Annotated in this window: 25 protein-coding genes; 15 read left to right on the top strand and 10 right to left on the bottom strand. The window is 62.2% G+C overall.

Annotated elements, in window-relative coordinates; genetic code table 11:
* Nucleotides 1–85: 85 nt before the first annotated feature.
* The 5 genes from dapF to PZN02_RS06835 all read left to right on the top strand — a co-directional run bounded on the left by dapF (nt 86) and on the right by PZN02_RS06835 (nt 5,497).
* Nucleotides 86–991: a diaminopimelate epimerase gene (dapF, locus tag PZN02_RS06855; protein WP_280661409.1), complete on the top strand. Its 906-nt coding sequence runs from the start codon at nt 86–88 to the stop codon at nt 989–991.
* Nucleotides 988–2,262, top strand: coding sequence for a tRNA (N(6)-L-threonylcarbamoyladenosine(37)-C(2))-methylthiotransferase MtaB (mtaB, locus tag PZN02_RS06850; RefSeq protein WP_280660845.1), 1,275 nt, complete (start codon nt 988–990; stop codon nt 2,260–2,262). Before dapF ends, mtaB begins: the two co-directional genes overlap by 4 nt.
* Before the next feature lie 378 nt (nt 2,263–2,640).
* Entirely contained in the window at nt 2,641–4,110 is a 1,470-nt protein-coding gene (gene ftsY, locus PZN02_RS06845; protein WP_425336287.1) for a signal recognition particle-docking protein FtsY, read from the top strand.
* 164 nt (nt 4,111–4,274) lie between these two features.
* On the top strand, nt 4,275–4,907 hold the full coding sequence (locus PZN02_RS06840) for a septation protein A (RefSeq protein WP_280660843.1): 633 nt from the start codon (nt 4,275–4,277) through the stop codon (nt 4,905–4,907).
* Nucleotides 4,904–5,497 (top strand): DUF2585 domain-containing protein, encoded by a 594-nt coding sequence (locus PZN02_RS06835; protein ID WP_280660842.1) that lies wholly within the window; start codon nt 4,904–4,906, stop codon nt 5,495–5,497. The genes PZN02_RS06840 and PZN02_RS06835 overlap by 4 nt, the downstream gene beginning before the upstream one ends.
* Before the next feature lie 4 nt (nt 5,498–5,501).
* Here the strand turns inward: PZN02_RS06835 and PZN02_RS06830 are convergent, their stop codons facing one another.
* The 5 genes from PZN02_RS06830 to ccmA all read right to left on the bottom strand — a co-directional run bounded on the left by PZN02_RS06830 (nt 5,502) and on the right by ccmA (nt 8,509).
* Nucleotides 5,502–6,110, bottom strand: coding sequence for a DsbE family thiol:disulfide interchange protein (locus tag PZN02_RS06830; protein WP_280660841.1), 609 nt, complete (start codon nt 6,108–6,110; stop codon nt 5,502–5,504).
* Entirely contained in the window at nt 6,107–6,283 is a 177-nt protein-coding gene (gene ccmD, locus PZN02_RS06825) for a heme exporter protein CcmD (RefSeq protein WP_280660840.1), read from the bottom strand. The genes PZN02_RS06830 and ccmD overlap by 4 nt, the downstream gene beginning before the upstream one ends.
* The gene (locus tag PZN02_RS06820; RefSeq protein WP_280660839.1) at nt 6,280–7,050 is read right to left on the bottom strand and encodes a heme ABC transporter permease; all 771 of its coding nucleotides are present in this window, start codon (nt 7,048–7,050) and stop codon (nt 6,280–6,282) included. Before PZN02_RS06820 ends, ccmD begins: the two co-directional genes overlap by 4 nt.
* Before the next feature lie 179 nt (nt 7,051–7,229).
* Nucleotides 7,230–7,889: a heme exporter protein CcmB gene (gene ccmB, locus PZN02_RS06815; protein WP_280660838.1), complete on the bottom strand. Its 660-nt coding sequence runs from the start codon at nt 7,887–7,889 to the stop codon at nt 7,230–7,232.
* Nucleotides 7,886–8,509, bottom strand: a complete 624-nt coding sequence (ccmA, locus tag PZN02_RS06810; RefSeq protein WP_280660837.1) for a heme ABC exporter ATP-binding protein CcmA — start codon at nt 8,507–8,509, stop codon at nt 7,886–7,888. Before ccmA ends, ccmB begins: the two co-directional genes overlap by 4 nt.
* A gap of 268 nt (nt 8,510–8,777) precedes the next feature.
* On the opposite strand from ccmA, the gene acnA reads away from it, so the two are divergent.
* The 3 genes from acnA to PZN02_RS06795 all read left to right on the top strand — a co-directional run bounded on the left by acnA (nt 8,778) and on the right by PZN02_RS06795 (nt 13,147).
* A complete protein-coding gene (acnA, locus tag PZN02_RS06805) occupies nt 8,778–11,468 on the top strand; it encodes an aconitate hydratase AcnA (protein ID WP_280660836.1) in 2,691 nt (896 codons plus the stop codon).
* A gap of 172 nt (nt 11,469–11,640) precedes the next feature.
* Nucleotides 11,641–12,414, top strand: a complete 774-nt coding sequence (locus PZN02_RS06800) for a DUF1223 domain-containing protein (RefSeq protein ID WP_280660835.1) — start codon at nt 11,641–11,643, stop codon at nt 12,412–12,414.
* 331 nt (nt 12,415–12,745) lie between these two features.
* A complete protein-coding gene (locus PZN02_RS06795) occupies nt 12,746–13,147 on the top strand; it encodes a DUF2794 domain-containing protein (RefSeq protein WP_280660834.1) in 402 nt (133 codons plus the stop codon).
* 243 nt (nt 13,148–13,390) lie between these two features.
* Here the strand turns inward: PZN02_RS06795 and PZN02_RS06790 are convergent, their stop codons facing one another.
* The 4 genes from PZN02_RS06790 to PZN02_RS06775 all read right to left on the bottom strand — a co-directional run bounded on the left by PZN02_RS06790 (nt 13,391) and on the right by PZN02_RS06775 (nt 18,395).
* Complete coding sequence (locus tag PZN02_RS06790; protein ID WP_280660833.1) at nt 13,391–13,951, bottom strand: GNAT family N-acetyltransferase; 561 nt, start codon at nt 13,949–13,951, stop codon at nt 13,391–13,393.
* Between the two features lie 217 nt (nt 13,952–14,168).
* Nucleotides 14,169–14,906, bottom strand: a complete 738-nt coding sequence (locus tag PZN02_RS06785) for a Bax inhibitor-1/YccA family protein (RefSeq protein WP_280660832.1) — start codon at nt 14,904–14,906, stop codon at nt 14,169–14,171.
* A 211-nt stretch (nt 14,907–15,117) separates the two neighbouring features.
* Complete coding sequence (locus tag PZN02_RS06780) at nt 15,118–17,673, bottom strand: ABC transporter permease (RefSeq protein WP_280660831.1); 2,556 nt, start codon at nt 17,671–17,673, stop codon at nt 15,118–15,120.
* Complete coding sequence (locus tag PZN02_RS06775; RefSeq protein WP_280660830.1) at nt 17,670–18,395, bottom strand: ABC transporter ATP-binding protein; 726 nt, start codon at nt 18,393–18,395, stop codon at nt 17,670–17,672. Before PZN02_RS06775 ends, PZN02_RS06780 begins: the two co-directional genes overlap by 4 nt.
* 72 nt (nt 18,396–18,467) lie before the next feature.
* On the opposite strand from PZN02_RS06775, the gene PZN02_RS06770 reads away from it, so the two are divergent.
* Both PZN02_RS06770 and thpR read left to right on the top strand, forming a co-directional pair.
* The gene (locus tag PZN02_RS06770; protein ID WP_280660829.1) at nt 18,468–19,109 is read left to right on the top strand and encodes an arylesterase; all 642 of its coding nucleotides are present in this window, start codon (nt 18,468–18,470) and stop codon (nt 19,107–19,109) included.
* A gap of 114 nt (nt 19,110–19,223) precedes the next feature.
* Nucleotides 19,224–19,814, top strand: coding sequence for an RNA 2',3'-cyclic phosphodiesterase (thpR, locus tag PZN02_RS06765; RefSeq protein WP_280660828.1), 591 nt, complete (start codon nt 19,224–19,226; stop codon nt 19,812–19,814).
* Here thpR and PZN02_RS06760 read toward each other — a convergent pair.
* Nucleotides 19,751–20,227 (bottom strand): low molecular weight protein-tyrosine-phosphatase, encoded by a 477-nt coding sequence (locus PZN02_RS06760; protein WP_280660827.1) that lies wholly within the window; start codon nt 20,225–20,227, stop codon nt 19,751–19,753. The genes thpR and PZN02_RS06760 overlap by 64 nt on opposite strands.
* 202 nt (nt 20,228–20,429) lie before the next feature.
* Here PZN02_RS06760 and PZN02_RS06755 point away from each other — a divergent pair, with 202 nt between their 5' ends.
* The 5 genes from PZN02_RS06755 to PZN02_RS06735 all read left to right on the top strand — a co-directional run bounded on the left by PZN02_RS06755 (nt 20,430) and on the right by PZN02_RS06735 (nt 25,007).
* Nucleotides 20,430–20,747: a 4a-hydroxytetrahydrobiopterin dehydratase gene (locus PZN02_RS06755; protein ID WP_136505355.1), complete on the top strand. Its 318-nt coding sequence runs from the start codon at nt 20,430–20,432 to the stop codon at nt 20,745–20,747.
* 130 nt (nt 20,748–20,877) lie between these two features.
* The gene (locus tag PZN02_RS06750) at nt 20,878–21,258 is read left to right on the top strand and encodes a YkvA family protein (protein ID WP_280660826.1); all 381 of its coding nucleotides are present in this window, start codon (nt 20,878–20,880) and stop codon (nt 21,256–21,258) included.
* Nucleotides 21,259–21,716: 458 nt separating this feature from the next.
* Nucleotides 21,717–22,220, top strand: a complete 504-nt coding sequence (locus tag PZN02_RS06745) for an invasion associated locus B family protein (RefSeq protein ID WP_280660825.1) — start codon at nt 21,717–21,719, stop codon at nt 22,218–22,220.
* A 396-nt stretch (nt 22,221–22,616) separates the two neighbouring features.
* Entirely contained in the window at nt 22,617–23,792 is a 1,176-nt protein-coding gene (gene rlmN, locus PZN02_RS06740) for a dual-specificity RNA methyltransferase RlmN (protein ID WP_425336286.1), read from the top strand.
* 261 nt (nt 23,793–24,053) lie between these two features.
* Nucleotides 24,054–25,007 (top strand): ABC transporter substrate-binding protein, encoded by a 954-nt coding sequence (locus PZN02_RS06735; protein ID WP_280660823.1) that lies wholly within the window; start codon nt 24,054–24,056, stop codon nt 25,005–25,007.
* Nucleotides 25,008–25,191: the final 184 nt, after the last annotated feature.

Below are 25,191 nucleotides of genomic sequence, written 5' to 3'. Positions count from 1 at the left end.
CTGGTAATTTCCGGGCTTTTCCGCCATATACAGCGCAAATGAAGGACGCCTCCCGGAAACGGAGGCCAGTTTGGACAATCGCGACATGGCCGACAGCGTGCAATTTGCCAGGATGAATGGGCTTGGAAACAAGATCCTGGTCGTCGACATGCGCGGCCGCAAGGATCGCGTCACGCCTCATGCCGCGGTCGCTCTGAATGCCGATCCGGCAACTGAATTCGACCAGATCATGGCGATCCATGATCCCAAGGCCGCCGGCACCGATGCCTGGATCGACATCATCAATTCCGACGGATCGATGGCCCAAGCCTGCGGCAACGGCACCCGTTGCGTCGTCCAGGCGCTCGCCGCCGAGACCGGCAAGAAGGCCTTCTTCTTCCATACGGTCGCCGGCCTGCTCGAAGCGAAGGAGCATGAGGACGGCACGATCTCCGTCGACATGGGCACACCGCGTTTCGGCTGGAACGAGATCCCGCTCGCCGAGGAATTCCACGACACGCGCCGGATCGAATTGCAGATCGGGCCGATCGACGATCCTGTTCTGCACTCGCCTTCCGTTGCCTCGATGGGCAACCCGCATGCGATCTTCTGGGTCGAGAACGACGTCTGGTCCTATGAGCTCGATCGCTTCGGCCCGCTCCTTGAAAATCATCCGATCTTTCCGGAGCGCGCCAATATTTCGATCGCCCGGGTCCGTTCGCGCCACGAAATGGACCTGAGGACCTGGGAGCGCGGCACGGGGCTGACGCTTGCCTGCGGCTCGGCCGCCTGTGCCGCCACCGTCAGCGGTGCCCGGACTGGCCGGACGGAGCGGACTGTGACCGTGAACGTGCCGGGCGGGCCGCTCCTCATCGAATGGCGCGAGCTGGACGACCACGTCATCATGACCGGGCCGGCCGAATGGGAATGGTCGGGTACCGTCGACCCTGCCACCGGCGCCTTTCAGCGCGACGGCGTAGCGGCTGGCGACAGCGGAGCGCGGGCGCTTTGAGCGGTGTCGAGGTCATAACCTTCGGCTGCCGCCTCAACACCTATGAATCGGAAGTGATGCGGGCCGAGGCCGAGAAGGCGGGACTGAACAACGCCATTCTCGTCAACACCTGCGCGGTGACCGGCGAGGCCGTGCGCCAGGCACGCCAGGCGATCCGCCGGGCGCGGCGAGAGAACCCGCACGCCCGCATCATCGTCACCGGCTGCGCCGCCCAGACCGAGAAGGAAACCTTTGCCGAAATGGCCGAGGTTGATGCGGTCCTCGGCAACGAAGAGAAGCTTACGAGCGCCTCCTATCGCTCGCTGCCGGATTTCGGCGTCGAGGCAGAAGAAAAACTCCGCGTCAACGATATCATGAGCGTGCGCGCCACCGCGCCGCAGATGATCAAACACATTGACGGACATGTCCGCGCCTTCATCCAGGTGCAGAACGGCTGCGACCACCGCTGCACCTTCTGCATCATCCCCTATGGCCGCGGCAATTCCCGCTCCGTGCCGATGGGCGCCGTCGTTGATCAGGCACGCCGGCTCGTCGAGGGCGGTTACCGCGAGATCGTGCTGACCGGCGTCGACGCGACGAGCTATGGCGCCGACCTTCCGGGAACGCCGACACTCGGGCTGCTTGCGAAGACGCTGTTGAAGCAGGTGCCGGACATCCTGCGCCTGCGTCTCTCGTCGATCGACAGCATCGAGGCGGATAGGCACCTTTTCGACCTGATTGCGGACGAGCCGCGCTTCATGCCGCACCTGCATCTTTCGCTCCAGCACGGCGACGACCTCATTCTGAAGCGGATGAAGCGGCGGCATTCGAGCGCCGATGCTCGTGCCTTCTGCCACGAGGTCCGCGGTTTAAGGCCGGAGATCAGCTTCGGCGCCGACATGATCGCCGGCTTTCCGACCGAAACCGAGGAGATGTTCGAGAATGCCGCGCGCCTCGCGCAGGACTGCGGCATCGCGCATCTCCACGTCTTCCCCTATAGCCCGCGCACCGGCACGCCGGCCGCGCGCATGCCGCAGCTCGATCGCGCCCTCGTCAAGGAGCGTGCGGCGCGCCTGCGTGCGAAGGGCGCGGAACTCTACGCCGCCCATCTCGACCATATGATCCGCAGCGAGCAGACGATTCTGGTCGAGATGAACGGGCTGGCGCACACGGAAAACTTCACGCTTGTCGATGCGGCCGGCCTCGAGCCGCGATCGCTCGTTGCTGTCACAATTACCGGCCACAATGGCAAGCATCTGACGATGCGACAAAAACAGATGGCTGCGGCCTGAAATCCGGACATTCCCATGGCGATTGGTTTCATCAAGAAGATCTTTTCCTTCGGCAAGGGCGCCGTCGAGGAGAAACCCGCGCCGCCGCAGGAGGCGCCGGAGGCGGCACCGGGCGCGGAGACGATAACCCCCGCTGTCCCGTCGGAAGATCTCCCCGACGAGCCGCGGGAGGTCGAGGCTACCGCGGAGGACGACCGTGGCGCGATCGAGGAGGCCGAAGCCGGCGCAGGGGAGATTGCGCCCTCGGCCGAGAGCGCCGCGGATGAGGTCGATGCCCGTAGCGAAGAGGTCGAAGCAAACGCCGAGACCGCTGCCGACGAAAGCGTTGCGATAGAAGACGAGAGCGCGCCTCCTGCGATCTCCCCCCTTGTGGGGGAGATGCCCGGCAGGGCAGAGGGGGGTAAACCTCTCTCCGACAGCGCCGCGCCGCGCGATGACGCCGCGACACCCCCCTCGGTCCCTTCGGGACATCTCCCCCACAAGGGGGGAGATCAGGGGGAGACTGAGGCAACCGCCAAAGACGACCAGACCCGCACTGAAGAGGCAGCGGCAGGTGTGGCCAATGTCGCCGCATCGCCCGACACAAGCGCAGAAGACGCCGATGCGAAAGGCGAGAGCGCCGAGGCAAGAAGCCCCGACATTGCCGCGCATGAAGACATTGCAGCAGACGAAACCGCGCCGGTGGAAGACGAGAGCGTGCCTCCTCCAATCTCCCCTCCTGGGGGGGAGATGCCCGGCAGGGCAGAGGGGGGTGAGCGCCCTACCGATCACGCCCCGCCTCGCAATGAGGCCGCCATACCTCCCTCTGCCCCTTCGCGACCCCTCCCCCACAAGGGCGAGGATCAAATCGCAGCCGCCCCCAGCCTCCCCAAAGGTTTTGCCACCGCCGACAAGCGTCCGAAGGAAGCAGCGCCCGCACCGCAGCCGAAGCTTTCCTGGTACCAGCGCCTGCGCCGCGGGCTGGCGCGCACGTCGTCGCAACTCACCGGCCAGATCACCAGCCTCTTCACCAAGAGGAAGCTCGACGAGGCGACACTGCAGGATCTCGAAGACCTGCTGATCCAGGCCGACCTTGGTGTCGAGACGGCGATGCGCATCACCGATACGCTCGCCTCCGAGCGCTATGGCAAGGACGTCTCGGGCGAAGACGTGTCCCGCATCATGGCCGGCGAAATCACCAAGGTGCTGGCGCCGGTCGCCAAACCGCTGGAGCTCGATCTCAGCCACAAGCCGCACGTGATCCTCGTCGTCGGCGTCAACGGCACCGGCAAGACAACGACGATCGGCAAGCTTGCCGCCAAGCTTTCCGGCGCGGGCATGAAAGTGATGCTCGCGGCGGGTGACACCTTCCGCGCCGCGGCGATCGAGCAGTTGAAGATCTGGGCCGATCGGACGAAATCCGACATCGTCTCCTCGAAGCTCGGCGCCGACGCGGCCGGCCTTGCCTATGAAGCGTTCCAACTCGCGCGCGAGAAGAAGTCGGACGTGCTGATCATCGATACCGCCGGGCGCCTGCAGAACAAGGCCGAGCTGATGGCGGAACTCGAAAAGATCGTCCGCGTCCTCGGCAAGCTCGATCCCGACGCGCCGCATACCGTCCTGCAGACGCTCGACGCGACAACGGGGCAGAATGCCCTGCAACAGGTCGAGATTTTCCGCAACGTCGCCGGCGTCAGCGGCCTGATCATGACCAAGCTCGACGGCACCGCGCGCGGCGGCATTCTCGTGGCGATCTCCGCCAAGCATAAGCTGCCGGTCTATTTCATCGGCGTCGGCGAGGGTATCGACGATCTCGAGCCCTTCGAGGCGAAGGATTTCGCCGAGGCGATCGCCGGCGTTGCCGCCTGATGGCGAGAGCCGACCAAGCCTAGGATCGTTTGGACGACGCATTGATATGGTTTTGCCGCAATGCTGGTGTTATGAGCAGCAACTCAGTGCTACAGCGACCTTTGCGTGTCTCGTAAGACGCGCGGCGCGGTAGAAGGCGCGATATGCAAGAACAGGACCCGCATATGTCGACAATCGAAGCCGCCAAACCGCGGACAGAGGTGAGCCCGCTCCTGAAGCTCGTGCTGGAGCTCGGACCACTCATGGTCTTCTTCTTCGCCAATTCGCGCGGCGACTGGCTGGCGCGGCAGTTCCCCGCCCTTTCGGAACTCGGCGGACCGATCTTCATCGCCACCGGGCTCTTCATGGCGGCGACGGCGATTGCGCTTGTTGCTTCCTGGATGCTGACCCGGACGCTACCGATGATGCCGCTCGTTTCCGGGATCGTGGTTTTCGTTTTCGGCGCGCTGACGCTCTGGCTGCAGAACGATACTTTCATCAAGATGAAGCCGACGATCGTCAACGCGCTCTTCGGCGCGATCCTGCTCGGCGGTCTGCTGTTCGGCAAGTCCCTGCTCGGCTACGTCTTCCATTCCGCCTTCAAGCTGGATGAGGATGGCTGGCGCAAGCTCACGATCCGCTGGGGTCTGTTCTTCCTGTTCCTCGCCGTACTGAACGAGATCGTCTGGCGTACCTTCTCAACCGATTTCTGGGTGGCCTTCAAGGTGTGGGGAACGATGCCGATAACCATTCTGTTCACTTTGGCCCAGATGCCGTTGATCATGAAGCATTCGCTCGAACAGGAAAGCGCCGAGTGACAATCGCGGCCGGGACCGACGACAACAGACAACGCTGGGCCTGGTTCTGGCTGATCGCCTGCCTTGGTGTGGTGGCGATCCAGATATTGACGCAGTATTTGATGGGCCGGCTGTGGATCTGCGAATGCGGCTACGTCAAGCTCTGGGAGGGCGTGGTCAAGTCCAGCGGCAACTCGCAGCACATCACCGACTGGTACACGCCGTCCCACATCATTCACGGCTTCCTCTTCTACGGTCTCGGTCATCTGCTCCTGCGCGGCAAGCCCTTGAGTGCGCGCCTGCTGCTCGCGACCGTGATCGAATCCGCCTGGGAAATTGCCGAAAACACGCCGATGGTAATCAACCGCTACCGCTCGGCAACGATCTCGCTCGACTATTTCGGCGACAGCATCCTGAACTCCACCATGGACACGCTCGCCATGGCTTCGGGATTCCTGCTCGCATCACGGCTGCCGATGGCCGTGACGGTCGCAATCGCAATCGTGCTGGAACTCTTCACCGCCTGGACGGTGCGCGACAATCTGACCTTGAATGTGCTTATGCTCGTCTGGCCGCTCGATGCGGTGAAGGCATGGCAGGCGGGGCTTTAGCGGCTCACGAGCCCGCGAGCGCCTTCTCGATCGCCGGCATCAGCCCTTCCTTGAGGCCGCGTTCGTCGAACGGACCGACACGCTTGTAGAGGATCGTGCCATCGGCGCCGACGAGATAGGATTCCGGGATGCCGTAGACGCCCCAGTCGATCGCGGCCTTGCCGCGCGGATCGACGCCGATCGCCGAGAACGGATTGCCGAGCTCACCGAGGAAACGCAGCGCGTTTTCGTTCTGGTCCTTGTAGTTGATGCCGACCACCAGAAGCCGCGGATCCTTGGAGAGCTGCAGGATGATCGGGTGCTCCTGCCGGCAGGGCACGCACCAGGAGGCCCAGATATTGACAAGCGTCAGCCTGCCCTTGATTGCCGCATCGTTGAGCGCCGGCATCGGCTGGCCCGCAAGCGTCGCGCCTTCAAGCGGCGGCAGGTCGAGCTTCGGCGCTTTCGTGCCGATCAGCGCCGAAGGGATTTCGCTGACGTCCTTGCCGGAATTCAGCTGGCTCCAGAAGATCAGTGCCAGTGCCGCGAAGATGATGAGCGGCAGTGCTGCAAACAGGAAACGCAAGGCGCCGGGCTTGCGCTCGTCCGGCTGGGGCGCGTGTGTGCTGCTCATCGGGCGGCCCCGCCAGAAGCCTCCGCCGAGCGGCGTCGAATGCCGGCCGCCTCGAGCTCCTTCAACTCACGCTGGCGGGCGCGGCCATCGCCGATGACCCAGAACACGAGTCCCGCCACCGTAGCGGCGGCGACGGCATAGCTGGCAAAGACATAGGCGGCGTGGCTCATCATAGTGTCTGCGCCTCCCGGCCGGCGTTGCGAACAGCCTGACGGCGCAGCGACGTGACCCGGCGGCGCCAGATCTCGTTGCGCATCGCGGCAATGTGCAGCGTGAAGAACAGCAGCGTGAAGGCAACCGCCATAATGACAAGCGGCCACAAGAACTCGGGATCGATCGTCGGCCCGTCGAGGCGCAAAACACTCGCCGGCTGATGCAGCGTGTTCCACCATTCGACCGAGAACTTGATGATCGGAATGTTGACGAAGCCGACCAGCACGAGAACGGCGGAGACGCGGGCTGAGCGGGCGGGATCGTCCATGGCGCGATTGAGCGCGATCAGCCCGAGATACATGAGGAAGAGCACGAAGACCGAGGTGAGCCGCGCATCCCAGACCCACCAGGCGCCCCACATCGGCTTGCCCCAGAGCGAACCGGTGACGAGCGCGAGAAAGGTGAAGCAGGCGCCGATGGGCGCGGCCGCCTTGGAGGAAACATCGGCGAGCGGATGGCGCCAGACGAGCGTGCCGAGCGCGGAGATCGCCATCACCGTGTAGCACATCATCGACAGCCAGGCGGCCGGCACATGCACATACATGATGCGCACCGTCTCGCCCTGCTGGTAATCGCCTTCGGTGGTGAAGGAAAGCCAAAGGCCGGCGGCGAAGAACAGGGCGGTGGCGACGGCGAACCAGGGCAGGACACGGTCCGCCAGCGCCAGAAACCGGGTCGGATTGGCGAGATCGCTGAATTTGCGGATAGCGAGGCTGTTTTCGCTCATAACGGCTCTTTAACGCGGAAGCATCCCTTCCGCAATTGAGCTGCAGCGCCGCGCGTCCTTTAGACGCGCAAAGGTCGCTGTAGCACTTTGAATTGCTGCTAATTTTAGCCTTGGATCGAATTCGATCTAAGGAATTATGCAGTGGTCAATCACGATCGCGTCAACGCATGTCGCACTTCTCAATCGGCCGAATGCCTGAGCGCGGCGGCTGCCGCGACCGGACCGATCACCGCGAAGAACAGGGTTATCGCCATCAATATCATGAAAGGCGGCAGAAACGGGGCGGGATCCTCGATCGCCGCATAAACCGCGCTGACGCCGAAGATCAGCACGGGGACGGCAAGCGGCAGAACAAGGATCGAGACGAGCAGGCCGCCGCGCGGTAAGGCGACCGCGACCGCCGCACCGACCGCGCCGATGAAGGTGATCGCGGGCGTTCCGGCGAGAAGCGTGAGCATGGTAGCGCCGATCGCCAGCTCGTTCATATTCATGAAAAGGCCGAGCAGCGGCGAGGCGATGACAAGCGGCAGGCCCGTCGCGGCCCAATGGGCCGCACACTTGACGAACACTGTCATGAGCAGCGGTGTTTCCTGCATCAGCAGGAGATCGAGTGAGCCGTCCTCGCGCTCCGCCTGGAAAAGACGATCGAGGCCGAGCAGCGAGGCCAGCAGCGCGCCGATCCAAAGCATCGCCGGGCCGATGCGCGACAGGAGATTGAGGTCCGGCCCGACCCCGAAAGGGACGACGGCAACGACCGTCATGTAGAACAGCACGCCGATCATGGTGCCGCCACCGGCACGCACGGAGAGTTTGAGGTCGCGGAAGAAGAGGGCGATCAATGCGTGAAACCCTTCATCTGCAAGCTCTGCGTCGACCCGAGCCCCAAAGGCTGATGGGTCGCGGCAATGATGATCCCGCCACGTTCAAGATGAGCCGTCACGAGCGCGGCGAACAGCCTGTCCGCCCCCGCATCGAGCGCGGCGGTCGGCTCGTCGAGCAACCAGATCGGCCGGTAGGCGACGAGAAGCTTGGCCATGGCCATCCGCCGCTGCTGGCCGGCAGAAAGATAGCCGAATGGCAGGTGCGTGATGCCGGCAAGCCCGACGGCTTCGGCGGCGGCGTTGACGTCGATGCCGGAGCCTCCGGGCGAATCGCCCATGAAGCGCTGCCAGAAGGAAAGATTTTCCCGGACGGTCAGCTCCTGCTTCATTGCGTTGCGATGGCCGAGATAATGGCTGAGCTCGTAGGGATGAGCGAATTCCGCCGGCCCTCCCTCGATTCTGAGCCTGCCCGATTCGGCCCGCAACAGGCCCGCCAGAACCCGGAGCAGGGTCGACTTGCCGGCGCCATTCGGCCCGGTCACCACAAGGGCCTCACCGGCGCCGAGCGCGAAGGAAATATCGTTAAAAATCAGGTCCTCGCCGCGCCTCGCACTCAAACCTTCAGCCAGCAGGCGCATGTAATTTCAGCTTCCCTTGACGCTCGTTGCCGCACAGCAAAAAAAGTTCCGATTGAACCTTGGTTGGTCTGGTACCATCGGGAGAAATTATCTATAACGCGGCCAACACGCCAGCGGTCGGCGTGAATTTCATCCAAGCGCCGAACATGGAATGACATTCCACGTACGGACAGCGGAAATGGCCGCACCCGCATCCCAATTCGCGCTTCCTGCGCTCGGGCGTTCGTACGTCAGTTTTTGGCGATCAGACGGAACGGGGTATTATCCAGTGTCCAAATCCCTCGACAGCTTCAATTGTCGCTCCACGCTTACCGTCAATGGCGTGGATTATGTCTATTACAGCCTTCCAAAGGCGGAAGCGAACGGCCTTGCCGGCGTTTCGAAGCTTCCCTATTCGATGAAGGTGCTGCTGGAAAACCTGCTGCGCAATGAGGATGACCGCTCGGTCACCAAGAAGGACATCGAGAACGTCGCCGCATGGCTCAGCGACAAGGGCACCGCGGAAAACGAAATCGCCTACCGGCCGGCGCGCGTGCTGATGCAGGACTTCACCGGCGTTCCGGCCGTCGTCGACCTCGCGGCTATGCGCGACGCCATGGTCTCGCTCGGCGGCGACCCGGAGAAGATCAACCCGCTCGTCCCCGTCGACCTCGTCATCGACCACTCGGTCATTGTCGACGAATTCGGCACGCCTCAGGCCTTTGCCCGCAACGTCGAACTGGAATACCAGCGCAATGGTGAGCGCTACCGCTTCCTGAAATGGGGCCAGCAGGCCTTCAAGAACTTCCGCGTCGTGCCGCCCGGCACCGGCATCTGTCACCAGGTCAATCTGGAGTATCTCGGCCAGACGGTCTGGACCCGCGAAGAGAACGGCGAAGTCACCGCCTATCCGGACACCTGCGTCGGCACCGACAGCCACACCACCATGATCAACGGCCTCGGCGTGCTCGGTTGGGGTGTCGGTGGTATCGAAGCGGAAGCCGCGATGCTCGGCCAGCCGGTCTCCATGCTTCTGCCGGAAGTCATCGGCTTCAAGCTCACCGGTAAGCTCAAGGAAGGCGTCACCGCGACCGACCTGGTGCTGACGGTCGTCCAGATGCTGCGCAAGAAGGGCGTGGTCTCGAAGTTCGTCGAATTCTTCGGCCGCGGTCTCGATAACATGACGCTCGCCGACCGTGCGACGATCGGCAACATGGGCCCGGAATACGGCGCGACCTGCGGCTTCTTCCCGGTCGACCGCGAGACGATCAATTATCTCACCATGTCCGGCCGTGAAGAGAGCCGCATCGCGCTGGTCGAGGCCTATTCGAAGGCTCAAGGGATGTGGCGCGAAGGCGACGGCTCAGATCTCGTCTTCACCGACACGCTGGAACTCGACCTCGGTGACGTCGTGCCGTCGATGGCCGGCCCCAAGCGCCCGGAAGGCCGCATCTCGCTGGAAGACATCGCCTCCGGCTTCGCGACCGCCCTCGAAGGCGACTACAAGAAGCCCGGCCAGCTTTCTAACCGCTACGCGGTCGAAGGCTCGGACTTCGACCTTGGCCACGGCGACGTTGCGATCGCGGCCATCACCTCCTGCACCAACACCTCGAACCCGTCGGTACTGATCGCCGCCGGGCTGCTCGCCCGCAATGCGGTCGCCAAGGGCCTGAAGACCAAGCCGTGGGTTAAGACCTCGCTCGCGCCCGGATCGCAGGTCGTTGCCGAATATCTGGCGAAGTCCGGCCTGCAGACCGACCTCGACAAGCTCGGCTTCAACCTGGTCGGCTTCGGCTGCACCACCTGCATCGGCAACTCCGGACCGTTGCGGGGCCCGATCTCGAAGACGATCAACGACAAGGGCCTGATCGTCGCCGGCGTTCTCTCCGGCAACCGCAACTTCGAGGGCCGCATCTCGCCGGACGTCCAGGCGAACTACCTCGCCTCGCCGCCGCTCGTCGTCGCCTATGCGCTCGCCGGCACGGTCCAGAAGGACCTGACCAAGGAGCCGATCGGCGAGGACAAGGACGGCAAGCCGGTCTATTTGAAGGACATCTGGCCGACCTCGCAGGAGATCCAGGACTTCATCTTCAAGTACGTCACCCGCGAACTCTACGCGACGAAATATGCGGACGTGTTCAAGGGCGACGCCAACTGGCAGGCGGTTCAGGTGCCGGCCGGGCAGACCTATGCCTGGGACGAGGCTTCCACCTATGTCCAGAACCCGCCTTACTTCGTCGGGATGGGCAAGAAGGGCGCCGGCATTTCCGACATCAAGGGCGCCCGCGTCCTCGGCCTCTTCGGTGACAAGATCACCACCGACCACATTTCTCCGGCCGGTTCGATCAAGGCCCAGTCGCCGGCGGGCTCTTACCTGCTCGGCCATGGCGTCGGCGTCGCCGACTTCAACCAGTACGGTACGCGTCGCGGCAACCATGAGGTGATGATGCGCGGCACCTTCGCCAACATCCGCATCCGCAACCACATGCTCGGCCCGAACGGCAAGGAAGGCGGCTACACCATCCACTATCCGTCGAAGGAGGAGATGTCGATCTACGACGCCGCCATGAAGTACAAGGAAGAGGGCGTTCCGCTCGTCATCTTCGCCGGCGTCGAATACGGCAACGGTTCCTCGCGCGACTGGGCGGCCAAGGGCACCAACCTGCTCGGCGTCAAGGCGGTGATCGCCCAGTCCTTCGAGCGTATCCACCGTTCGAACCTCGTCGGCATGGGCGTCATCCCGTTCGTCTTCGAGGAGGGCATGACCTGGGAATCGCTGGGCTTGAAGGGCGACGAGGTCGTGACGATCGACAATCTCGTCAACGTCCAGCCGCGCGAGAGGCGCGTAGCCCGGATCACCTATGGCGACGGCTCGGTCAAGGAAGTTCCGCTGATCTGCCGCATCGACACGCTTGACGAAGTCACCTACGTCAACAACGGCGGCATCCTGCAGACGGTTCTGCGCGACCTCGCAGCCTGAGCCTGCTGACCATAGACCGCTTGCGAGCCGGGGCATCGAAGGTGCCCCGGCTTTTTCACGTCCCCGTACCGGTAAGCGGCGAAATACTCACTCCAACGTGACTTTCCGTTGAAGAACGCCCGTCGTATGTATGAATTCCAGCATTCGAGCCTGCCTATCATAAAGTGACGCCATGACATTCGCCTATAAGACAACCATCCGGCGTCTCGCCCTGACGATAGCGATTCTGGGAGCAGGCTGCGGAGCGGTTGCGGCGGACGACGGGAAGACAATCAAAGGCGTGGTCGAGCTCTTCACCAGCCAAGGTTGCTCCTCCTGTCCGCCGGCGGATGCTGCGCTCAAGAAGCTCGTCGATGAGGGTGACGTCGTCGCGCTCGCCTATCACGTCGACTACTGGAACTATCTCGGCTGGGCAGACACGCTCGCTTCCAAGGAAAATACCGAACGGCAATATGCCTATGCCCGCATGCTCGGCCGCAACGGCGTCTATACGCCCCAGGCTGTCCTCAACGGTCGCGATCATCTCAACGGCGCCAATCTGCAGGCGATCAGGAGCCGGCTGGACGCGATGAACGCGGAGGGCCGGGGACTGGCTGTTCCGGTCCACGCGGCGATTGGCGACGATGGAATCTCGATCAAGGTCGGGGCTGGAGAGGGCAAGGCAAATGTCGTCGTCGTCTATTTCGAACGGGCCAAGGTCGTCGATGTCGAGAAAGGCGAAAACAGCGGCAAGCAGATCGCCTACTGGCACGCCGTGCGCGACATACAGACGATCGGCATATGGGATGGCAAGCCGGCCGAATTCACCTTGCCCGCCTCCGTCCTGATCGAGGGAAATGGCAACAGTGGCTGCGCCGTCCTGCTGCAATCGATGAAGGACGCGGAAACGCCGGGGGCCATCGTCGGAGCGGCAGCCGTTCTTGCCGGCCCGCAGGGCAAGCTTTGACCCGGTGATTTCTGACACAGGGGATTTTCTGAGTCGGGGGTGGTTCGGCCCGGCAGCATCGAGGGGCTGGGGCTGAGGGTTCGAAGTTACCGGACCGAACCGGTCATGTCTGCGTTCGTAATCTCCCGCAGCATGACGACCTGTCCGGACATACGGTGGCAACGACTCTGTCCGGCAGCGGTGGAAGTCTTGCCGTGAATTGGGGCGGCGATTTGACTGAATTGCGGCAACGGAAAGAATTGCGGGCATTGTTCACCGGCTTCCGACTTGCTTTTCCGCTCCTGTCAGGCACACTGTCGTAGTCCTGTCACATCAGAAGGCCGAAATACTGATGACTGATCAACCGGATTTACCGGAAGGCGAGACGCGTCGCCAGGGCCAGACCACATCGCAAGTGGTCGACTTTCACGAATACAAGAGCGCCAGGAATCCCCCTCCCGTTACATTTCATCGCCGCGAGCTGGACCAGATTTTGCGGGTCTATGGCCGCATGGTCGGCGAAGGCGAATGGCGCGACTATGCGATCGACCACACGAAGGATCGAGCCGTATTCTCCGTGTTCAAGCGATCGGGGGAAACGCCGCTCTACCGGATCGAGAAAAACCCGAAGCTTGCGGCAAAGCAGGGTGCCTATAGCGTGCTCAACGCCCATGGCACGATATTGAAGCGTGGCCATGAGCTTGCCCTGGTGCTCAAGGTGTTCGACAAGGTCCTGAAACTCGTCGAGACCTAACGCGATATTTCCGTTGGAATTGCCCCTCATCCGCCTGCCGGCACCGTCTCCCCGCAGGCGGGCGAAGGGTGATGCCGCGCCTTCAGTCCGCTCTCCGTGCGAACGGAAAGAGGGGCGAGGGGCAAGCCACCACTCCAAGAGGACCTACAGCGACGCGCGTCTTATCCAAACGCGTAAAGGACGCTGCAGCACTTTGAATTGCTGCATGTTTCAATCGAGTACAATTTAAGAAAATGCAGTGACTCAGCTTCGGTAGAGGGTATCGGGGTAGACGCCTTCGACCGGGTCTGTGGCCGTTCCGTCTCCGAGCGCGAGCTGCATGATCGCCGTGTCGAGCCAGCGGCCGTGCTTGAAACCGGTCGCCTTCATCAACCCCTGATGCTCGAAGCCGAGCGCGCGATGCAGCGCGATTGATGACGGGTGCGCGCCGCCGATCACCGCCACCATCTGGCGGAAGCCAAGCGCGGTGCATCGCTTGATCAGCTCCGCGAGCAAGGCCCTGCCGACGCCTTTGCCTCGGGCCTCCGGCGCGAGGTAGATGGAATCCTCCACCAGGAACCGATAGGCCGTTCGCGTGCGGAACGCGGAAGCATAGGCGTAGCCGATGATCGCTCTGCCGTGGTTCTCTTGTGCCACGATGTAGGGATAGCCGTTGCCGGTTATCGTCGAAAACCGCATTGCCATCTCCGCCTCGGAAGGCGGCGTTATCTCGTAGGTCGCCACGCCGTTTAAAACGGACTCGCGATAGATTTCGGTAATTGCTGGAAGATCGGCAGCGACGGCGTCGCGTATAGTGACAGGCATTGGACTTCGTGATGTTGGCTTATCCCGATCAAATCGCATGGATCGGAAGGGGCGATCAAGGCCGTTCTACTTAGGCTTCTTTGAATCGGAGTCGACTTGGCATCAATTCCCGTAGCGATTCAAAGGTCTTACAGCGACCTTTGCGCCCGAAGAGACGCCGACGCTGTGGCAACAAAAAAGGCGGCCGAAGCCGCCTTTTCCGTGAATGCGCGTCTGACTACTCGTTCCTGTTGCCCAGGAACTGCAGCAGGAACATGAACAGGTTGATGAAGTCGAGATAGAGCGTCAGCGCGCCCATGATGGCCTTGCGGCCAGCAACCGCGACGTCATCGGCCTCGAAGTACATTTCCTTGATCTTCTGCGTGTCGTAGGCGGTAAGGCCGGCGAAGACCAGCACGCCGATGACCGAGATCGCGAAGGCGAACGCCGAAGACGCCAGGAAGATGTTGACGATCGACGCGATGATCAGGCCGAAGAGGCCCATGATCAGGAACGTGCCGAAGCCCGACAGATCCTTTTTCGTCGTGTAGCCGTAGAGCGACAGGGCGCCGAAGGAGGCGGCCGTGACGAAGAACGTCTGCACGATGCTCTGGCCGGTGAAGACCAGGAAGATCGAGGACAGCGAGAGCCCCATCAAGGCGGCGTAGATCCAGAACGTCGTCTGCGCTGCGGAGACGCTCATCGAATTGATGCGGAAGCTCATGAAGAACACCAGCGCCAGCGGCGCCAGCATCACGACCCACTTCAGGGGCGAAACGTAGATGAGCTGGGCGAATGCCGGATTGGAGGCGGCAAGCGCATAGGTGCCATAAGCTGCTACACCTGTTATCGCCAGCCCGAGAGCCATCAGGTTGTAGACCTTCAGCATGTAAGCGCGAAGGCCTTCATCGATCACGGCACCCGCCTGAGCGCCGGCGGGCGACATTCGGGTTTGGTAGTTTCTCAGATCAGCCATTGTTTCCTCATTTAAGCCCCGGTTGAATTGACGGTGTCGGGCGGTAAGTGCTTGTCGTTCAAGCGCCCAGGCGCCGCTGCGGGGCTCCAGCATGCCTGCCGACAAATATGATGTCGAAAGCCTTCGCGCACAAGACCCGGAAGGCCCGGAATCGCGCAAAGCCAGGCCCCGGGCCATCAAACAAGGGTGATTTACGGTTAAATTGCCGTCCTTACAATTCGCGCAGCACCGGAGCGGCTTTCTGGCCGAGAATACGCCAGGTCCCGGCAAGTCCGATGCCGACGGTCATGACGAGCGCGACGACGATGGTGGCAACCGCGACATCCGGAAGGAAGTCGGACGGCAGCGTCATCACGCGGCTGACGACGAACCAGGCGGAGACACCCCCGGCGAACAGCGCGAACACGGCGGTTGCGAAGCCGAGAATGATGTATTCGTAGCTGAAGGCGCGGATCAGCGTGCCGCGCGTGGCACCCAGTGTCTTCAACACCACCGCATCGTGAATGCGCGCACGGTTGCCAGCGGCAAGCGCCCCAGCAAGAACGAGAACCGACGCGATGAGGGCGACGGCGGCGGCGGCCCGGACGGCTGTGGCAAGCTGCGCCAGAAGCGTATTGACGATATCGAGCGCATCCTTGACGCGCACGCTAGTGATCGTGGGATAGGTATTGGTGACCGACTTCAAGACCGCCGCTTCCTCCGTGGCCGTGGCATCCGGATCGATGACGGTTGCGAGCCAGGCATGCGGCGCGCCGGCAAAGGTATTCGGCGAGAAGACCATGACGAAGTTGATCGACAGTGATTCCCATTCGACGTTGCGGAAATTGACGATCTTCGCGGTGATGTTGCGGCCGAGCACGTTGACGGTCACCGTGTCGCCGAGTTTCAGGCCGAGATCGCGGGCTTCCTCCGCCGAGAATGAGACCAGCGGTTCACCCTGGTAGTCCTCGGGCCACCAGCTGCCTTCGGTGAGCGTCGAGTTTTCCGGCCGATTTTTGGCATAGGTGATGCCACGGTCGCCGCGCAGCACCCATTGCCCGCCGGGCGGTACGTTGCGGCTGTTCACGTCCTCGCCGTTGAACGCCACGATGCGCCCGCGCAGCATCGGCACTTCAACGACCTTGCCCTTCGGCATCGCCTGGGAAAGCAGCGACCGGAACCCTTCGATCTCGCTGCCCTGGATGTCGACGAAGAAGAAGTTCGGCGCCCGCTCGGCCATGTCGCCGGTGAGTTCGCGCCGGAGATTGCCGTCGATGAGCGCCAGTGTCACGAGCAAGGCGAGACCGAGACCTAGCGACAGCACCACTGACGGCGTCAGGGCGCCCGGGCGATGGATATTGCCGATCGCCAATCTCAGTGCCGGCGAATTCACCCGCGGGCTGCGCCGCGCCAGCCAAGAAATGAGCCAGGACACGCCGCGCAGCAGGATGAAGGCAAAGGCAATTGCGCCGAGGAAGATCAGCGAAATGCTGCGATCATAGGCCGTCCAGACGGCAAGTCCGGCGAGCGCCGCTAGGCAGGCGAGCGCCCCTGCGAGATAGGGCCAGGCCGGAAAGCCGGTCGGTTCGAACCCCTGTTGCCGGAAAAGCGCCGTTGCCGGCACCCGGCGCGCGCGGCCGAGCGGCAGGATGGCGAAGGCGAGCGCCGTCAGCAGGCCGAAAAGCGCCGCTAGGCCGAGCGCCGACGGGTAAAGCTGGAACGACGTCGGAACGGGCAGCACATCGGCGAGGAACTGGGCCGCGACAAAGGGGATCAGCGCGCCGAAAACGAGGCCGATGCCGATGCCTATCAGCGCAATCATCAGGATCTGCGCGAGATAGACCATGGCGACCAGTGTGGCCGGAGCGCCGAGGCATTTGAAGGTTGCAATGACGCTGCGCTTGCCATCGAGATAGGCGCGCACGGCGTTGGCGACGCCCACTCCACCGACGATCAGCGCCGTCAGGCCGACGAGGGTCAGGAACTGCGAGAAACGCGTGATATTGGCGTTGAGCGACGGCGCCGCATTGCGGCTTGTCCGGATCGACCAGCCGGCCGACGGGAACTGCTTCTCCGCCTCGGAGCGAGCCGATGCGACACGCTGAGGATCGGCAAGCCTGACCTTGTAGCCATGCTCGACGAGGCTGCCGGTCTGCACGAGCCCGGAGGCAGCGAGCGCGTCGGCCGAGACCATCAGCCGCGGCGCAAAACCGAACCCGTCGGAAAGCGCGTCCGGCTCCCGCACGATCGTAGCGTTGATCCGAACCCGCGCATTGCCGATCAGGATTTCGTCGCCGGGTCTGATACCCAGACGCTCCAGCAGCAGCGGCGCGGCGACCGCACCGAACGCCTCCCCCTGTTTGGACAGGAGTTCGCCGAGCGACCTGGCCGGCTCGCTTTCGAAAGTGCCGTAGAGGGGATAGGCACTGTCGACGGCCTTCAATTCGACGAGCGCCTGGTTGGAACCATCGGGGAGGCGCGCCATGGAGCGCAGGCCCGAGGAAACGGAGACGCTGCCGAGACTGTCGAGAAAGGCGCGCTCCTTAGCCGTCGCCACGCGATTGTTGAGTTCGAAGCGGATATCGCCGGCAAGGAGCTCTTGCCCTTGCGACGCGATCGTCGCGCTGATCGACTGCGAAAGCGAATTGACGCCGGCGATCGCCGCCGTGCCAAGCGCAATGCAGGCAAGAAAGATGTAGAAGCCCTTGAGCCCGCCGCGCATTTCGCGCAGCGCCAGTCTAAGGGCGAGAAACGGGCGAAAGCGATTGATGACGCCCGTCTCGCTCATGCCGAAGCCGCCTCGTGCTGAACGGCAGCGGCACTCGGTTCGGCATGCCCGCCCGAGACGATCTCGCCGGAGCGCACCTGCACCTGCCGCCCGCAGCGCCCGGCGAGCGCGGCATCATGCGTAACGAGAACCAGCGTCATGCCGCGTTCGCGCTGTTCCGCAAAGAGAAGATCAGCGATCTGCCGGCCGGTCTCGGCGTCGAGATTGCCGGTCGGTTCGTCGGCGATCAGTAGCTTCGGTGACGGCGCCAGAGCACGGGCGATCGCGACGCGCTGCTGCTCGCCGCCTGAAAGCTGCCCCGGATAGTGCGTCAGCCGGTCGCCGAGGCCGACCGCGACAAGTTCCTGGCGCGCGACGTCGAAGGCGTTGCGGACGTTCGCAAGCTCAAGCGGCACCGCGACGTTCTCCAGTGCGGTCATGTTGGGGATGAGGTGAAAGGACTGGAAGACGATACCGACGTTGCGACCCCGGAAATCCGCAAGCCCATCCTCGCTCATGCCGTGCAAGGGTGTCCCGTCGATGACGATCTCGCCGCTGTCCAGCCGCTCCAGGCCGGCGAGCACCATCAGCAGCGTCGATTTTCCCGATCCGGACGGGCCGACGATACCGACGGATTCTCCGGCGTCGACTGTGAGGCTCACGGCCTTCAGCACATGGACTGCGGCCGCGGCCTCGCCCAGCGTCAGGTCGGCATTTTTCAGCTCGATGATGGTTCTTGCCACGCGGAAACAGCCCTATATGAAAACCAGACTTGATGACGAAACGATTGCCCTCGGGGATTTAGGAACGAGCCTATGGCATTAAAAGATTTTCTGCGCTTTTTCTTGAGCCTGGCAATGACAATTGCGTTATCGTCGGCGGTGCGCGCCGAGAGTGTGAGCCTCGTCGGCTTCGGCGACAGCCTGATGGCCGGCTATCAGCTCCCGCCTGAGGACGCCTTTCCTGTTCGCCTCGAAAAGGCTTTGAAGGACAAGGGCTTCGACGTTACGGTCGCCAATGCCGGCGTTTCCGGAGACACGACTTCCGGCGGCCTTGCCCGCATCGACTGGTCGGTGCCGGATGGAACGAAGGGCGTGATCCTCGAACTTGGCGCGAACGACGCGTTGCGCGGCATTCCGCCGGAAGAGTCGCGGAAAAATCTCGAGGCGATGATCGCCCGGCTGAAGGAGCGCGGCATCGCCGTGCTGCTCGCTGGCATGATGGCGCCGCCCAACATGGGAACCGACTATGCCGCCCGCTTCAACCCGATCTACCCGGAGCTGGCGGCGAAATACGATCTCGAATTCTATCCGTTTTTCCTCGACGGCGTGGCGATTGACGGCGCGCTGAAGCTCGAGGACGGAATGCATCCGAACAGCCGGGGCGTCGGCGAGATGGTCGAACGCTTCCTGCCTGTCGCCGAGCGATTCATTGCCAAGCTTGCGAAAGGAGACTGATCAATCGGTCCACAGTTAAGAGAAAGTTAACGCTCTGTCGCGCTAAATAACAGTTGCGTGCAGACTCGATGCGTGATTCGCTAAGACATCTGCAAGAGATTCGGGGAGCTCGCCATGCCGAGACTATTCACCGCCCTCGAAATTCCGCGCAATGCAGCAATGAGCCTTTCTTTGCTGCGCGGAGGTCTTCCCGGAGCTCGATGGATTGATGTGGAGAACTATCACATCACTCTGCGTTTCATCGGCGATGTCGACGGACGTACCGCCGACGAGATCGTCGAAAGGCTCGACCGGATCGAACGCCCCGAATTCCAGCTGCAATTGACGGGCACTGGTGCCTTCGGCTCGAAAAAACCGCATTCGGTCTGGGCCGGCGTCAGCAACGAGCCGGAAATGTTCGCGCTCCAGGCGGAAATCGAACGCATCTGCCAGCGCCTCGGCCTGTCGTCGGATCCGCGCAAGTTCACGCCTCACGTGACGCTCGCGAGGCTGCGTTCCTCGCGCGTCGAGGATGTGGTGAATTATCTCTCCGGTCGCGGCGATTTCCTCACCTCACCCTTCACGGTCTCCCGCTTCGTTCTCCTGTCGTCGCGCGATTCTGTCGGCGGCGGCCCTTACCTGACCGAAGAGGTTTTTCCACTTCACGAGGCGCGTTCCTCAAGCCTTGCCAGCAAGGACAAGCATCCCGCCTCCAGCATCTGGTAGAGCGCTTCGAAGACGTCCGCCGTTTCGTAATAGGGATCCGGAACGTCTCCCGCGTGACCCGTGGCATAACGCATGAAAAGATGCACCTTGCCCGCCATTGCCGCAGGCGCAAGCGCGCTGAGGTCGCGGACATTACTCATATCCATGCCGAGGATCAGGTCGAAGGCCGCAAAATCCGCCGCGCTGATCTGGCGCCCGCGCAGGCCCGTAATATCGATGCCGTGCGCCTTCGCCACCGAAATCGACCGCTGATCCGGCGGAGCACCCACATGCCATGCGCCGATGCCGGCGGAATCGATCGAGACCGCGTGCCCGTGGCCGGCCTTGTGCACGATATCCCGCATGACGCCCTCGGCCAGCGGCGAACGGCAAATATTGCCAAGACAAACGAAGAGAATTCTGACCGGCTTCATATTATCCAGTTGGTCGAGAGTTGTGCGGCATGGCATCGACGGAGTTTATCCGCGGCGACGGCGCCGCGTGTCTCACACGGATAAAGGCGGCTGTAGCACCTTTGAATTGCAGCATGTTTTTATCCTTAAGTCGGAACCGATTTAAGGATAAAAACTTGTTCTAGTCCGTTGTTAAGCACGAAAGATCACAGGGAGAAACAGCATGAGGCCGGAAAAACTGGACGCCGAGGCTGTCGCCGAACATTTGCACAAGATGGAAGGCTGGGTTCTCGCCGAAGATGGCGCATCGATCTGGAAAGCCTTTCGCTTCAAGAATTTTGCGGAGGCGTTCAGCTTCATGACGCAATGCGCGCTTGCCGCCGAAAAACTCGACCACCACCCCGAATGGTTCAACGTCTACAACAGGGTCGACGTCACGCTTTCGACGCATGATGCGAACGGGCTGACGGAGCTCGATTTCAAGCTGGCGGCGAAAATGGACCGTGCGGCGGCCGGCCGGATGCCCGACCATTTGAAATAGCCCGTGCCCTTCCCATATCAGGCTACTGCATGTCTCCTTAAATCGTAGCCGATTTAAGGATAAGAAGTGCTACAGCGACCTTTGCGCGCCTGAATAAGACGCGCAGCGCAATCAATCGGAAACGGACGCGATGGACGATATCAAGATCGGTGAAATTCTCCTTCCCGGCGAGGAATCCGAACAGGAGCGCCGGGAGCGCAAGGTTCGTCGCCGGTTCTGGCCGACCTTTCGCCGCGCAGCCCGCCAGATTCCCTTCAGCCGTGATGTCGTCGCCGCCTATTATTGTGCGGTGGATCCGAAGACTCCGACGCGTACGCGCGGCATTCTGCTCGCAGCCCTTGCCTACTTCGTCCTGCCACTCGATCTCGTACCGGACATGCTGGCCGTCGTCGGCTTTTCCGACGACATCGCCGTGTTGACGGCTGCCTTCGCCGCGATCAGCGGCCAGATCAAGGAAGCACATTACGACAAGGCCGACGAAGCCCTACACGACAGGCCGGATGAGGAATGATCGCTACAGCGCCGCGCGTCTAATCAGACGCGCAAAGGTTGCTGTAGAGCTTCGAGTTTCTGCAGAATGCGGGACTGCCGCATTTCTGCCGGAAAGACAAACTCTTGCCTGATTCTTTATGACATAGATTCCGCAAACGCAGCGGCTGTGGGCGAATAGGTTGCAGGACAGTGTGTTGCGCGAGATTTGAGACAGGGGACTCCTACCGGCCACGGCCCTCCAGAATTGACGATCGACCGCACCGACAAATCCGCAGGCATGAAGAGCGGCCGAACAGGCGGCCCATCTCCGACTGATCGGATGTGTCGCTGGCCTGTTTCGGGGCGGAAACGAGCGGATTGCAGTGATCGTTGACGGTTTAGTAACCTGAATTAAGTCAAAATAAATCAAATCGTGACTATGCGTTGTCCGTCCCACCTGTTTCGGGCGATCGCAAGCAAGACAAGCGGCAGGACCTCATGTTTGTAAGAAAGATCGCAACTGCAATCGCACTCGTACTGGTAGCAGCAGGCGTTGCTTCCGCTCAATCTCCGACACGGATCCAGCAGTTCAATGCCTGGGGCGCCTATTCCTACCAGGCCGGCCCCGGCAAGGTCTGCTACGTCCTATCGGTTCCGAAGGAGAAGAGCCCTGCCGGTGTCGACCATGGCGATATCTTCTTCCTCGTCTCGCAGCGCCCGGGGCAGAACATCAGCTACGAGCCTCAGGCGATGATGGGCTATCCGCTGCAGGACAATTCCAAGGTCAATGTGGTCATCGACGGCAAGACCTTCGTGATGTTTACCAAGGGTAATTCCGCCTGGGTAGAAAACGCTGCGGAAGAACCGGCACTGGTGGCGGCGATGAAGTCGGGCAAGGACATGTCGGTCAACGCGAAATCCCGCAAGGGGACCGCGACTACCTATTCCTATTCTCTCTCCGGCATTTCCGCCGCGCTGAAGCAGATCGAAGCCTGCAAGTAACCCCTACAGCGCCGCGCGTCTAACCAGACGCGCAAAGGTCGCTGTAGCACTTTGAATTCCTGTATGATTTTGTCCTTAAATCGATTCCGATTTAAGGAATCATGCAGTTAGCATCGCGCAACCGATGCTGAGGCCGGCCATCGCGCCGGCCTTTTTGCATTGGAGCCGCGGCGTCATGTCGACTCGCAGCGAAAAGAATGCTAAAGCGCCGCCAAATTCAGAGCCCCGCGCCCCATTGCCGCGCTCGAAGGCTCGCCAGTTTTCAATTCGAGCATCGGAACATGATCCGGAACCTTCTCCGGACGGGCCTTCGCTGTATGACAGGACATCACAAGCATGGCAGCCACTGAGATCTTGAACAGGGTGGACATCGTCAAGGCGCCGCAGGTGCGCCTTATGCCGCAAACCGAAAAGCCATCGCTGATCGGCCTTGCGCGCGAAGACATGGCCAAGCTGCTCGTCGAAAGAGGCGTGCCCGAGCGCCAGGTCAAGATGCGCGTGAGCCAGCTTTGGCACTGGCTTTATGTCCGCGGCGTTTCCGATTTCGATCAGATGTCGAATGTCTCCAAGGACATGCGCGAGATGCTCAAGGAGCATTTCACCATTGCCCGGCCGGAGATCGTCGAGGAACAGATTTCCAACGATGGCACGCGCAAGTGGCTGCTGCGCTTCCCGCCGCGCGGCGCCGGCCGGCCGGTCGAGATCGAGACCGTCTACATCCCGGAGGAAGGCCGCGGCACGCTCTGCATCTCGAGCCAGGTCGGCTGCACGCTCACCTGCTCCTTCTGTCATACCGGCACCCAGAAGCTGGTGCGCAACCTGACGGCCGAGGAAATCCTCGCCCAGTTGCTGCTCGCCCGCGACCGGCTCGGCGACTTCCCCGAACGCGATACGCCGCAAGGCGCCATCGTGCCTGCGGAAGGCCGCAAGATCACCAATATCGTGATGATGGGCATGGGTGAGCCGCTCTATAATTTCGAGGCCGTCAAGACCGCGCTCCTGATCGCGTCCGACGGCGACGGTCTTTCGCTCTCCAAGCGCCGCATCACACTCTCGACCTCCGGCATCGTGCCCGAGATCTACCGGACCGGCGAGGAGATCGGCGTCATGCTGGCAATCTCGCTGCATGCGGTGCGCGACGACCTGCGCGACATGCTAGTGCCGATCAACAAGAAGTATCCGCTGAAGGAACTGATGGAGGCCTGCCGCGCCTATCCGGGCCTGTCGAATGCACGCCGCATCACCTTCGAATATGTGATGCTGAAGGATGTCAACGACAGCCTCGAGGACGCCAAGGAACTGGTGAAGCTCTTGAAGGGCATCCCGGCAAAGATCAACCTCATCCCCTTCAATCCCTGGCCAGGCACCAACTACCAGTGCTCAGACTGGGAGCAGATCGAGGCTTTCGCCGATTTCATCAACCAGGCCGGCTACGCCTCGCCGATCCGCACCCCGCGCGGCCGCGATATCCTCGCCGCCTGCGGCCAGCTCAAGTCGGAATCCGAACGCATGCGCAAGGTCGACCGCCTTGCCTTCGAGGCGATGATGATTGCCAATCACGGCGAGGACTGAGGACCGGACGAAGCGGTCTGCCGCACCGCCTGAGTCCCCTCTCCCCGCCCGTGAAGAGATGGCTAGGGGTGGGGGCAATCCTGATCCCAAGGTGAAGGGCAACGCTCGATCGATGAAGAAGTTTGATGGATGAAGCTCTTTCCATCGATTGATTTCATCGCTTCGCTTTCCTAAGAAGGCGGCGAATTCATCTGGAGCGGGATGAGAAACATGCGAAGCGGTTCATCCGCCGGCATCCCGTTCGCCAAACGGAGGACATCCATGCGCCCACTTCTCATAGCTCTTGCCGCGACCGTGGCGCTTTCGCTGCCGGCGCGCGCCGACGAGGTTACCGTTGCCGTGACTGCGATCGTCGAGCATCCCGCACTCGATGCCGCCCGCGACGGCGTCAAGGACGCGCTCGCTGCCGCCGGCTACAAGGAAGGCGAGAACCTCAAGTTCATCTACGAGTCGGCGCAGGGCAACCCGGCGACCGCGGCGCAGATCGCGCGCCAGTTCGCCGGCGAAGCGCCGAGCGTCATCGTGCCGATCTCCACGCCCTCGGCGCAGGCGGTGGTTTCCTCGACCCGCGACATCCCCGTGGTCTTCACCGCCGTGTCCGATCCGCTCGGCGCGCAGCTCGTCAGGGACATGGAAAAGCCCGGCGGCAACGTAACCGGTCTTTCCGACATGTCGCCGGTTGCCGAGCACGTGGCGCTGATCAAGGAGATCCTGCCGAACGTCAAGTCGATCGGCTATCTCTACAACTCCGGTGAAGCGAACTCCGTCTCGCTGCTTGCTGCCCTCAAGGCCGAAGCCGAAAAGGCAGGCCTGACCGTGGTCGAGTCCGCCGCAACGAAATCGGCCGAAGTCCAGGGTGCAGCCCGCGCCCTCGTCGGCCGCGCCGACGCGATCTACGTTCCGACCGACAACACGATCATCTCCGCGCTCGAAGGTGCTGTCGCCGTGGCCGAGGAAAGCAAGCTGCCGCTCTTTACCGCCGATACCGATTCCGTTTCCCGCGGCTCCGTCGCGGCCCTCGGCTTCAACTACTACGACGTCGGCAAGCAGACCGGCGACGTCGTCGTTCGTATTCTGAAGGGTGAAAACCCGGGCGACATCGCGGTCAAGGTCGCCGCCGGCACCGACCTCGTCATCAACAAGGCTGCCGCCACCAAGATGGGTGTGACCCTGCCGGAAAGCGTGGTCAAGCGCGCAACCCGCACGATCGAGTAACAATCCCGATACGTCCGGACCGGAATTGTTGCCTTTTTGCCGCCCTCGTTCCATACGGGGGCGGTTCGCTTATAGAGCAGATGAGAAAGCCCGCGCGGCATTCCGCCCATCGCCCTGAAATTGGAACAGCAGTTTTCGCGTGCGTTGCGGTGAGCCCGCGGAACATCGAAGAAAAGGACTAGCG

The sequence above is a fragment of the Sinorhizobium garamanticum genome, from assembly GCF_029892065.1.
Taxonomy (GTDB): domain Bacteria; phylum Pseudomonadota; class Alphaproteobacteria; order Rhizobiales; family Rhizobiaceae; genus Sinorhizobium; species Sinorhizobium garamanticum.
The sequence above is the reverse complement of the archived record's forward strand: the minus strand, read 5'-3'. Positions and strand labels throughout refer to the sequence as shown.